The sequence below is a fragment of the Agrobacterium sp. CCNWLW155 genome, from assembly GCF_036888815.1.
GTDB lineage: Bacteria > Pseudomonadota > Alphaproteobacteria > Rhizobiales > Rhizobiaceae > Agrobacterium > Agrobacterium radiobacter.
On record NZ_JBAKFW010000004.1, the window covers coordinates 414,389 to 425,983 of the forward strand.

General features: G+C 59.5%; 10 protein-coding genes. 5 read left to right on the forward strand and 5 right to left on the reverse strand.

All coding sequences use genetic code 11. The annotated features are described in order from the left end of the window. Positions 1–58 precede the first annotated feature (58 nt). The 3 genes from V6S97_RS16400 to V6S97_RS16410 all read left to right on the forward strand — a co-directional run bounded on the left by V6S97_RS16400 (position 59) and on the right by V6S97_RS16410 (position 3,124). A complete protein-coding gene (locus V6S97_RS16400; RefSeq protein ID WP_020009231.1) occupies positions 59–454 on the forward strand; it encodes a RidA family protein in 396 nt (131 codons plus the stop codon). Between the two features lie 31 nt (positions 455–485). Then, a complete protein-coding gene (locus tag V6S97_RS16405) occupies positions 486–1,574 on the forward strand; it encodes a D-TA family PLP-dependent enzyme (RefSeq protein ID WP_111792701.1) in 1,089 nt (362 codons plus the stop codon). A 71-nt stretch (positions 1,575–1,645) separates the two neighbouring features. Then, the gene (locus V6S97_RS16410; RefSeq protein WP_112357023.1) at positions 1,646–3,124 is read left to right on the forward strand and encodes a M81 family metallopeptidase; all 1,479 of its coding nucleotides are present in this window, start codon (positions 1,646–1,648) and stop codon (positions 3,122–3,124) included. Positions 3,125–3,182: 58 nt separating this feature from the next. Here the strand turns inward: V6S97_RS16410 and V6S97_RS16415 are convergent, their stop codons facing one another. The 5 genes from V6S97_RS16415 to hutI all read right to left on the reverse strand — a co-directional run bounded on the left by V6S97_RS16415 (position 3,183) and on the right by hutI (position 9,101). After that, complete coding sequence (locus V6S97_RS16415; RefSeq protein WP_111792685.1) at positions 3,183–3,752, reverse strand: HutD/Ves family protein; 570 nt, start codon at positions 3,750–3,752, stop codon at positions 3,183–3,185. Between the two features lie 61 nt (positions 3,753–3,813). Then, complete coding sequence (gene hutU, locus V6S97_RS16420; protein WP_060726987.1) at positions 3,814–5,487, reverse strand: urocanate hydratase; 1,674 nt, start codon at positions 5,485–5,487, stop codon at positions 3,814–3,816. A gap of 11 nt (positions 5,488–5,498) precedes the next feature. After that, positions 5,499–6,299 (reverse strand): N-formylglutamate deformylase, encoded by an 801-nt coding sequence (hutG, locus tag V6S97_RS16425; protein ID WP_111792684.1) that lies wholly within the window; start codon positions 6,297–6,299, stop codon positions 5,499–5,501. 1 nt (position 6,300) lies between these two features. After that, positions 6,301–7,845, reverse strand: a complete 1,545-nt coding sequence (gene hutH / locus V6S97_RS16430) for a histidine ammonia-lyase (RefSeq protein WP_003505803.1) — start codon at positions 7,843–7,845, stop codon at positions 6,301–6,303. Continuing rightward, positions 7,842–9,101: an imidazolonepropionase gene (gene hutI / locus V6S97_RS16435; RefSeq protein ID WP_099086305.1), complete on the reverse strand. Its 1,260-nt coding sequence runs from the start codon at positions 9,099–9,101 to the stop codon at positions 7,842–7,844. The genes hutH and hutI overlap by 4 nt, the downstream gene beginning before the upstream one ends. Positions 9,102–9,215: 114 nt before the next feature. Here hutI and V6S97_RS16440 point away from each other — a divergent pair, with 114 nt between their 5' ends. Next, positions 9,216–10,562: a formimidoylglutamate deiminase gene (locus V6S97_RS16440; protein ID WP_111782355.1), complete on the forward strand. Its 1,347-nt coding sequence runs from the start codon at positions 9,216–9,218 to the stop codon at positions 10,560–10,562. A 54-nt stretch (positions 10,563–10,616) separates the two neighbouring features. Further along, complete coding sequence (gene hutC, locus V6S97_RS16445) at positions 10,617–11,339, forward strand: histidine utilization repressor (protein WP_162690449.1); 723 nt, start codon at positions 10,617–10,619, stop codon at positions 11,337–11,339. Positions 11,340–11,595: the final 256 nt, after the last annotated feature.

The following is an 11,595-nucleotide window of genomic DNA, read 5'->3' on the forward strand; positions in this document are numbered from 1 at the left end:
AAAAGAGGCTATAAACCCTGTAAATTTCTGAAATTATGAAAATAATTTGCGAGGACCAATGCAGAAACAGAAACTGGTAAGATACGAGACGGCGGACAGTCAGGCCGGCGGACAGCGTCGGCCATTTGCCAAGGCCGTTCGCGCCGGTGATTTCGTTTATGTTTCGGGGCAGGTGCCGACTGTTGATGGCGAGGTCGTGACCGGCGGCATCGTGGCGCAGACCGAGCAGGTGGTCGCGAATATCAGGGATGTTCTGGCGCTGGCGGATTGTACGCTTGCCGATGTGGTCAAGGTCAATGTCTGGCTGGATGATGCGCGGGATTTTTCGAGCTTCAACGCCGTTTTCCAGAAATATTTCATCGATCATCCACCCGCGCGCTCGACCGTGCAATCACCGCTGATGGTCGATGCCAAGGTGGAAATGGACGTTATCGCTTATAAGCCGCTGGCTTGAAGCCCAATTTGCCTATTTTTGAGAGTAGATGATGACCTATCCCTGGCCTGATGCGGGCACACCCCTCAATGCGATTTCAACGCCAATGCCCGTCATTGACGAGGATAGGCTCAGTGCCAATATCCTCAGGGCGCAATCCTATCTGGATGAACACGGTAAGGCTTTCCGGCCGCATATCAAGACGCACAAGATACCGGCTATCGCAAAACAGCAGCTGCAGGCTGGTGCGATCGGCATTAATTGCCAGAAAGTCAGTGAGGCGGAAGTTTTCGCGGATGCCGGTTTCGATGATATCCTGATCACCTACAATATTCTCGGTGCAGCAAAGCTTTCGCAGCTGAAGGCGTTGAATGCGCGCATCGGCGGGCTGAGCGTGGTTGCCGATAGCGCGGTCACGATTGCCGGTCTTGCCGATACATTCGAGGCAGTAATGCCGCTTGCCGTGCTTGTCGAATGCGATACGGGCGGCAAGCGCTGCGGCGTGCAGACGCCGGAAGCGGCATTGGCGCTTGCGGAAAAGATTGTTGCGGCCCCGGGCCTCAGATTCAAGGGCATTTTGACCTATCCGGCACCGGATGGGGCCGAGACGGTGGAAAACTTCCTTCGCAAAACCATGGCGTTGCTTGCGGCAAGGGGCATTGACTGCCCGGTCCGTTCCAGCGGCGGTTCGCCCGATTTTTATTCCGCCCATCTCGTTCCTTCCGCGACCGAACATCGGGCAGGCACCTATGTCTATAATGATCGCGCCATGCTGCGCGCGGGACATTGCACGGCCGGCGATCTCGCCATGCATGTTCTCGCCACCGTCGTTTCGAGGCCTACGGCCGATCGGGCGGTGCTGGACAGCGGATCCAAGGCCTTGACCTCGGATCTCCTGGGTTTCAGCGATTATGGGCTGATCGAAGGTTATGAGGGCGCAAAAATCGTCTCGCTTTCGGAAGAACACGCCGTCGTTGATCTGTCCGGCTGCGCCTCCGGGCGGCCTGAAATCGGTGATGTGGTAAAGGTCGTGCCGAACCACACCTGCGTCGTCAGCAATCTTTTCGACAGGATGGTTTTCCATCGAAACGGTGTCGTAACACGCGTTGAGAAGGTCACAGCGCGCGGTACCGTCTGGTAAAGTTACCCGGCTAATTAAATTGGAATCGGAAGCTGCGAAAATGCAGATACCGGCAACGAGAATCTGGAAATATGCGCATCTTCACGGCGTCGCTCGCCACTGAAACCAACACGTTTTCACCCGTACCGACGGATATGGACGCTTTCCGTGCGGCTTTTTATGCCGGGCCGGGCGAGCATCCCGAAACGCCGACGCTCTGCTCGTCGCCCGTGCCGATCCTGCGTCGTCGCGGCAAGGCGGAAGGGTTCACGGTGATTGAGGGAACCTCCTGCTGGGCGGAACCGGCGGGACTTATCCAGCGCCAGACTTATGAAACGCTGCGGGACACGATTCTTGCCGAACTCGCCGCCGCCATGCCCGTCGATGCCGTGGTCCTTGGCCTGCATGGAGCCATGGTGGCGCAGGGTTATGACGATCCGGAAGGCGATTTCCTCTCCCGCATCCGCGCGATGGTTGGACCGGAAGTGCTGATCGCGGCGGAATTCGATCCCCACAGTCACCTGACGGCGCTCCGGGTCAAAAATCTCGACATCATGGCGACGTTTCTGGAGTTTCCGCACACGGATTTCGAAGAGCGCGGCGAACATGTGGTGGAGATGGCGCTGCGCACGCTTCGGGGAGAGATCAAACCGGTCATCTCGACTTTCGATTGCCGCATGATCACTATTTATCCCACCAGCCGCGAGCCGATGCGTTCTTATGTTGACCGGCTGAAGGTGATGGAGGGCAGGGACGGCATCCTGTCGATTTCGGTCATTCACGGTTTCATGGCCGGTGACGTACCGGATATGGGAACGCGCATCGTTGTCGTCACCGATAATAACAGGGCAAAGGGTGAGGCGCTGGCTGAAAAGCTCGGCCGCGAGCTCTATGCCATGCGCAAGCTGACCGCCATGCCGATGCTGGATACGGAAACGGGTCTCGACCGGGTTCTCACCATTCGCAGCGGCAATCAGGAGAAGCCGGTCGTCGTATCGGACATCTGGGACAATCCGGGTGGCGGTGTCGCCGGTGATGCCACCCATATTCTGCGGCGCATGGTGGACCGCGGCATGGACAATTTCGCTGTTGCGACGATCTGGGACCCGATCGCCGTGTCTTTCTGTCACGCGGCGGGGGAGGGTGCCGAGATTGACCTGCGCATCGGCGGAAAATCCAGCCCGCAAGGCGGCGAACCGCTCGATTTCCGTATAAAGGTGATGCGCACGGCCGAGGCCGGCTGGCAGAGTTTCCGCAACAGCCGCGTAACACTCGGCCGCGCCGCTGTCGTGCGGCCGCTCGGCACGGAGATCGATATCATCCTCATTACCAGCCGGACGCAGACTTATGAGCCGGATATCTTTTCCAATCTAGGCATCGATTTCGCGAAAAAAGACGTGCTGCTGGTCAAGTCGACCAACCATTTCCATGCCGGCTTTGCGCCGGTCGCCTCCGAGATCGTTTATTTCGCGGCCCCGACATCCTATCCGACCGATCCGGCAAAAACGCCCTATCGCAAGGCGAGCCTCGAGCTTTGGCCACGGGTGGCTGATCCGCTGGGCCTGGATTGAGCGGCAGCAGTTTGAGCATCATCGGGACGGAACTCTGAAGCCTTTTTCTGGAACGGCTTCAGAGGCGCTCAAGCGTGATCAGGAAAAACGCGCTTTCGCTCTGATCTGCTTCGACTGTGAACGGTAAGCCGCCTTCGATCAGCAGACCATCCAGCTTCCCCAGCTGCTCCTTGCCGTCACCGGTGGAAACCGTCAGCGGATCGAGTGCCAGGATAAGTGTCGTGTTGCCGCCTGTTTTTCCCGAAAACGGCCCGGAGTGCCTCCTGACGACATGGCGAAAGGTCGAACGGCGGGTCATGACGTTCAGATCGGTGATCGCGCCGTCGGATAAGATCGCATTGACGGGAACATCGGCCGGAAAGGGCAGGGGCTGGCTTTCCACGGTCAGCATCAGTGGATCGGCGGCCGCAATTGCCAGCGCCATGCCGTTTCCCTCAAGAATGGACAGGGTGCGGTCTATTCCGGGAAAGATCGAAAACGGCCCGTCGCTTGCGACCGTCGCCATGCTGATACGCCAGTCGAAATCATCGACGGAAGAGCCTGGCGGAAAGATGGCGATTTCCACGGTCTCGCCGCCGCCGTTTTTCCAGGGCATTCGCTTGTAGTCGCTTGCGCGCAGCAGGGTCATGGTTGTCCACTTTTGAAAGATCGGCCGGAAACGGTGTTCTCCATTTCCGGCCGTGGCAGGATCAATTGCCGAGGATGCCGGGCAGGCGCAGGCCCTGTTCCTTGGCGCATTCCACGGCGATGTCGTAACCGGCATCGGCATGGCGCATCACGCCGGTTGCCGGGTCGTTCCAGAGCACGCGCTCCAGCCGGCGGGCCGCATCGTCGGTGCCATCGGCGCAGATGACCATGCCGGAATGCTGCGAGAAGCCCATGCCGACGCCGCCGCCGTGATGCAGCGAAACCCAGGTCGCGCCGGATGCCGTGTTGAGCAGCGCATTGAGGAGCGGCCAGTCGGAAACGGCGTCCGAGCCGTCCTTCATGGCTTCGGTCTCGCGGTTGGGCGAGGCGACGGAGCCACTGTCGAGATGGTCGCGGCCGATGACAACAGGTGCTTTCAGTTCGCCGTTCTTGACCATTTCATTGAAGGCAAGCCCAAGACGATGGCGGTCGCCAAGGCCGACCCAGCAAATACGTGCCGGCAGGCCCTGGAATGCGATGCGCTCGCGCGCCATGTCGAGCCAATTGTGCAGATGCTTGTTATCAGGCAGCAGTTCCTTCACCTTGGCGTCGGTCTTGTAGATGTCTTCCGGATCACCTGACAGGGCCGCCCAGCGGAACGGGCCGATGCCACGGCAAAACAGCGGGCGGATATAGGCCGGCACGAAGCCCGGGAAGGCAAAGGCGTTCTCCAGCCCCTCATCCTTGGCGACCTGGCGGATGTTGTTGCCGTAATCGAGCGTCGGAACGCCGGCGTTCCAGAAATCGACCATGGCTTGCACATGCACCTTCATCGAGGCGCGCGCTGCGGCGGCAACGGCCTTCGGGTCGCTTTCCTGTTTGGCGCGCCATTCGGCAACGGTCCATCCGGCCGGAAGATAGCCATGGACGGGATCATGCGCCGAGGTCTGGTCGGTGACGATATCGGGACGAACGCCGCGACGGACGAGTTCCGGGAAGATTTCCGCCGCATTGCCGATCAGGCCGACGGATTTCGCCTCGCCCGCCTTGGTCCATTGGTCGATCAGCGCCAGCGCCTCATCGAGTGTATGCGCCTTCGCATCGACATAACGGGTACGCAGGCGGAAATCGACGCGGGTTTCATCACATTCGACGGCAAGGCAGCAGGCGCCGGCCATGACGGCGGCCAGCGGCTGTGCGCCGCCCATGCCGCCGAGACCGCCTGTCAGGATCCACTTGCCCTTCAGGTTGCCGTCATAATGCTGGCGGCCGGCCTCGACGAAGGTTTCATAGGTGCCCTGCACGATGCCCTGCGTACCGATGTAGATCCACGAACCGGCCGTCATCTGGCCGTACATGGCAAGACCCTTCTTATCCAGCTCGTTGAAGTGATCCCAGTTCGCCCAGTGTGGCACGAGGTTGGAGTTGGCGATCAGGACGCGCGGCGCATCCTTGTGGGTGCGGAATACACCGACCGGCTTGCCGGACTGCACGATGAGGGTTTCATCCTCGTTCAGATCTTTCAGCGTCGCGACGATGCGGTCGAAATCGTCCCAGGTGCGGGCGGCGCGGCCGATACCGCCATAAACCACCAGCTCATGCGGGCGCTCGGCGACATCGGGGTCGAGATTGTTCATCAGCATGCGCAGCGGCGCTTCCGTCATCCAGCTTTTGGCATTGAGCTCAGTGCCCTGCGGCGCGCGAACATCGCGAATATTATGGCGTGGATTGTTCATGTGTTTTCCCCTTATCGTTTCGTGTCGAGCGCAAATTTTTCCATGCGCGTGAGAATGGTTTTGAGATGGGAGCGAAGCCGGTCGGCCTTGCCCGCGTCATAGGCGAAAGGCGGCGTCTCGCTTTGAAGATGGGTGGACTGCGCCAGCTCCATCTGGATGGAGTGCACGCTGCTCTGCGGTTTTCCGTAATGGCGCGTCGTCCAGCCGCCTTTGAAACGACCGTTCAGGATGCTGTCGTAACCCTCTGCAGCGGCGGTCGCTTCGACAGCGATTTTTTCGATCGCGGGGTCGCAAGTTGCGCCCATATCCGTGCCGATGTTGAAATCCGGCAGCTTGCCTTCGAACAGGAAGGGAATATGCGAACGGATCGAATGGCAATCATAGAGAATGGCAATGCCATGAATGGATTTGACTCGTTCGATTTCCGCCGCAAGCGCTGCGTGATAGGGCGCGTGAAAGGTTTCCAGACGGTATGCGATGTCGTCCTGAGTGGGCTCCTGCCCTTCATTCCAGATCGGCTTGCCGTCGAAATCGGTCTCCGGAACAAGCCCTGTTGTGTTCTGGCCCGGATAAAGGCTCACCCCGGCGGGGTCGCGGTTGGCATCGATCACGTACCGATGAAAGGTGGCACGCACCGTCGTCGCTTCTGGGACCAGATCCGCATAGAGCTCGTGAATATGCCAGTCGGTATCGGCCAGCAATTTGCCGTTGTCGTTCAGGCGTTGCCAGATATCCGCCGGCACATCCGTGCCGGTGTGGGGCAAACCGAGAATGATCGGCGAAGAACCTTCCTTGATGTCAAAGACACGCATCTCAAACCTCCAGCTTCGGCAGAATGCCGCCCGAAATTGCCGAGACCAGAGCGCCGGAAGCGATCAGCTCTGCCGCCGCCTTCAGGTCCGGCGCCATATAACGGTCTTCTTCCAGCGACGGGATCGTGGCACGCAGCGCGGCAATCACCTTCTGCAATTCGGGGCTGGTTTTCAGCGGCCCGCGCAACTCCACACCCTGAATGGCCGAAAGCGCCTCGATGCCAAGGATGGCGAAGAGATTGTCCGTCATCGGCAGCAGACGTCGTGCACCGTGGCAGGCCATGGACACATGGTCTTCCTGATTGGCGGAGGTCGGCGTCGAATCGACCGAGGCCGGATGCGCCATCTGCTTGTTCTCGCTCATCAGCGCGGCAGAGGTGACTTCGGCGATCATCAGGCCCGAATTCAGCCCTGGCTTCTTGGAAAGAAAGGCCGGCAGCCCATAGGAAAGGGCCGGATCGACCAGAAGCGCCACACGACGCTGGGCGATCGCGCCGATTTCGCAAATGGCAAGCGCCGTCTGATCGGCGGCAAATGCAACCGGTTCCGCGTGGAAATTGCCGCCGGAGACGACGGAATTGTCTGAAAGCACCAGCGGATTGTCGGTTACGGCATTGGCTTCGATTTCCAGTGTGCGGGCCACCTGCCGCAGAAGATCGAGGCAGGCGCCATCCACCTGCGGCTGGCAACGGATGCAATAAGGGTCCTGCACCCGCTCGTCGCCCTCGATGTGGCTAACGCGGATTTCCGAACCATCCAGTAGATTACGAAGCGCCGCTCCCGCGTCAATCTGGCCCTTATGGCCGCGCAGGCTGTGAATATCGGGATGGAAAGGTGCAGACGACCCCATGGCGGCATCGGTGGAAAGCGCGCCGGTGATAAGCGCCGCCTGTGCCGCGCGATGGGCGCGGAAAAGACCGGCGAGCGCCAGCGCCGTCGAGGTCTGCGTGCCGTTGATAAGTGCAAGCCCTTCCTTGGCTGCCAGAACCACCGGGGTCAATCCGGCTTTCGCAAGCGCTTGGCCGGCGGGCAGAAGCGCTCCCTCATAAAAGGCCTCGCCTTCGCCCATCATCACGGCGGCCATATGGGCCAGCGGCGCGAGATCGCCGGAAGCGCCGACCGAACCCTTTTCGGGAATGACGGGAATGACACCCTTCTCAAGCATGGCTTCGATCAGCCGCACCAGTTCCAGCCGCACGCCGGATGCGCCGCGGCCGAGCGAAACCAGCTTCAGCGCCATGATCAGCCGCACGATATTTTCAGGAAGCGGTGCGCCGACCCCGCAGCAATGCGACAGGATGAGATTGCGCTGCAGCGTCGCCACATCGGCCGCGTCGATCTTGATGGAGGCAAGTTTGCCGAAACCGGTATTGATGCCGTAGACCGGCGCATTGCCGGCAGCAATCTCCGCAATGCGAGCTGCTGCCTTTTCAATGCCGGCATCGAAGCTGCGGTCGAGCTTCGCCGTACCGTTTTCCCAGTATATGGTGGAAAGCTCGGCAAGCGTCACGGCGCCTGGATGAAGGGTGATGGCTTTTATGGTCATGGGGAAACCTTCTGTCCCTTGAAAATACGGGCATGGAGCGGATTAAAACCGATGCGATAGACAAGCTCGGCCGGACGCTCGATATCCCAGATGGCAAAATCAGCCGATTTTCCGGCCTCCAGCGTGCCGGTTTCCGCAAGCAGGCCGAGCGCCTTTGCCGCATTGCGTGTCGTCGCCGTCAGACACTCTTCCACGGTCATGCGGAAAAGCGTGGCGCCCATATTCATGGTCAGCAGCAGGGAGGTGAGCGGCGAAGTGCCGGGATTGCAGTCCGTTGCGAGCGCAATGTCGGCTCCGGCATCGCGCAGTGCCTGTACCGGCGGCAGCTGCTTTTCGCGCAGCGCATAAAAGGCACCGGGAAGAAGCACGGCCACGGTTCCTGCTTTCGCCAGTGCCTTCGCACCGGCCTCATCAAGATATTCCAGGTGATCGGCCGACAGCGCATTATAGGATGCCGCAAGCTCGGAACCGCCAAGGTTGGAAAGCTGCTCCGCATGCAGCTTGACCGGAAGGCCACGCTGTTTTGCGGCCTTGAAAACCCGGTCGATCTCCGCAACGGAAAAGGCGATGCCTTCGCAAAAGCCGTCAACCGCATCCGCCAGTCCTTCCGCATGCGCCTTTTCCAGCCCCGGCAGAACAACGTCGCCAATATAATCGGCGTTACGGCCCTTATAGTCTGCAGGTGTCGCGTGTGCGGCGAGATAGCTGGTGACGATGCGCACCGGCCGTAATGTCTCAAGCCTGCGCGCAACGCGCAGCATCTTCAGTTCGGTTTCGATGTCGAGACCGTAACCGGATTTGATTTCGACCGTGGAAATGCCTTCGGAAAGAAGGGTGTCGAGACGCGGAAGCGCCTGCGCCACCAGAACCTCTTCCGAAAGCGCGCGCGTATCGCGCACCGAAGAAACAATGCCGCCGCCGGCCTTGGCGATCTCTTCATAGGTCGCACCGTTCAACCGCATCTCGAATTCCATGGCGCGATTGCCGCCGAAGACAAGATGGGTGTGGCAGTCGATCAGGGCAGGGGTGATCCAGCGGCCGCCGCAATCGGTGGTGTCATCGGCTGTCGCCAGATCGGCGGGCAGATCGCTTTCAGGACCAGCAAAGGCGATGCGGCCGTTACGTACGGCAATCACGGCATTTTCGACGGCGCCGATGCCATCCATGTCGGGGTTGAAGGTTGCCAGCCGGGCGTTGCGCCACAAAGCCGTGGCGTTCCCCGTCGCCGTTCCGTTTGCAGATTTGTTCCCTGGCATTTGCTTTTCGCCTTTCCTTTGTGAGTTAAATGTATATACATAATAATCGGCTTGGCAAGCTGCAATTTCGCGTTTGAAATAGCCTTGCCGGACAGAACCAAAGGAGAGGGTGGCATGACGGCAATTCACGCGGGCGCAGCGCTTCTGGCGGGTGGATGGGCGAAGGATGTTCGCATCATCTGCGATGACGGCGTTATTTCATCCGTCGAAACCGGTGTTTCCCCGCAGCCGCAGGATGAGCGTCACGCCGTCATCGTTCCAGCCATGCCCAATCTCCACAGCCATGCCTTTCAGCGGGCCATGGCCGGGCTTGCCGAAATCCGCGGCCCGGGTGACGACAGTTTCTGGAGCTGGCGCACCGTCATGTACAAATTCGCGCTCTCCATGACGCCTGACCATGTCGAGGCCGTTGCCGCCCAGCTTTATATGGAAATGCTGGAGGCCGGTTTCGGAAGGGTCGGCGAATTTCACTATCTGCATAATGACAGGGACGGTTCGCATTACGGCAATATCGCCGAAATGGCCGAACGCATCGGCGCGGCCGCGTCGCAGACGGGCATCGGTCTCACCTTGCTGCCGGTCTTTTACGCCCATTCCGGTTTCGGCGGCCAGACTCCGATCGATGGGCAGAAACGCTTCATCCATTCGCTCGACAGTTATGGAAAGCTGATGCAGGGCGCACAGGCCGTGGCGGACAAATTGCCGGGTGCGGTCCTCGGCATTGCGCCACACAGCCTGCGTGCCGTAACCGGCGACGAGCTGGCAGCCATCGAGCCGCTGGCAAAGGGTGGGCCGATCCATATTCATGTGGCGGAACAAACGAAGGAAGTGGACGATTCACTCGCTTTTTCCGGTGCGAGACCGGTGGAATGGCTGCTTGAAAACGCGCCGGTCGATGGTCGCTGGTGCCTTATCCATGCGACACACATGACGGAAACCGAAACGCGGCGTATGGCGAAAAGCGGTGCCGTGGCCGGTCTCTGCCCGATCACCGAGGCCAATCTCGGGGACGGTATCTTCCCGGCTCCGGCTTTCCTTGGCGAAAACGGCCATTACGGTGTCGGATCCGATTCCAACATCCTGATTTCCGTGCCGGAAGAATTGCGAACCCTCGAATATTCACAACGCCTCTCGCATCGGGCACGTAATGTCATCGCCGATGCCGGCCATTCCACGGGAGAAAAACTCTTCCGGCAGGCGCTCGAAGGCGGCGGCAGGGCTCTGGCGTCGCCAAATGGTCTGGAAAGCGGGAAAAGTGCGGATTTTGTCGCTCTTGATGTTTCCGCCGTTTCTTATCTTCCGATATCCCAGATTCTCGATCAGTGGATATTTGCGGGTGGTGTTGGCGTCGATTCCGTTTGGGTGCGCGGCAAAAAGCGCGTGCAAGCCGGCCGGCATATCCACCGTCGTGAAATATCCGATCGTTTCAACAAGGTCATGGCCGAACTTCTCGATAGCTGATATGGGCTCGGCAGAAACGGGAAAAAGCCAGTGGGGAAAGGCATTGCGGACGTGATGAAAGCATCGGCCGGGCAAACCCTGCACCAGCGTATCCTCAGCGACATCGAGGGCCGGATCGTTTCGGGAGAATGGCCGCCGGGCCACCGGCTGCCTTTCGAGGTAGACCTCGCCGATCAGTATCACTGTTCGCGCATGACGGTGAACAAGGTCATGGGCCAACTCGCCAAGGCCGGCTTGATCGAACGCCGCAAGAAATCCGGCAGTTTCGTTCGCCAGCCTCAGATCCAGTCTGCCGTTCTGCAAATTCATGACATCGGGGCGGAAGTCGAATCCCTTGGCCTCGAATATGGCTTCAAGATCCTGGAGCGCGAAGGGCGCAGCGCCAAAAGCGGGGATCGTGAGCGGCTCGACGTTTCCGTCGGCACATCGTTGCTCGAGATTCTCTGCATCCATTTCGCCGGTGCGCGCGAATTTTGTGTCGAGCAGCGTCTCATCAGTCTGACGGCCGTGCCGGAAGCGGCTGAAACCGATTTTACCGAAATTGCGCCGGGCCCTTGGCTACTTGGCCATGTTCCGTGGAGCACTGCCGAACATCGGATCAGCGCCGAGGCGCCGTCGAAGGAGATCGCGCGCCTGCTCGGCATCTCCGACAGGCAGGCCTGTCTTGTGGTCGAGCGTCGTACCTGGAGCAATTCCGGTGCCGTGACCTATGTGCGCTTCACCTATCCTGGCAATGCCCATGCCCTGGTCGCCCGTTTCAGCCCGTCTTCCGACTGATATCCGCAAGGTCGCTCGCGTCCTTTAATTGCGAAATGGAAACCCTATATAGGGGAAGGCTAACCCCACTTATCGTTTGCACGGCGAAAGTCGTTAAAATCCGTTAATCTGTACGATTAATCTCAAATTCCCTTTTAAAATCAGGGATCTGTCACATTTCTTGATTTTTTTGATATTGCTGTGTTGACTTGTTTGGTGGGGTGGATTTATAAGTCCGCTCACTGAACGAGGGCGGCGGCGCTGCTGGCGACGACGA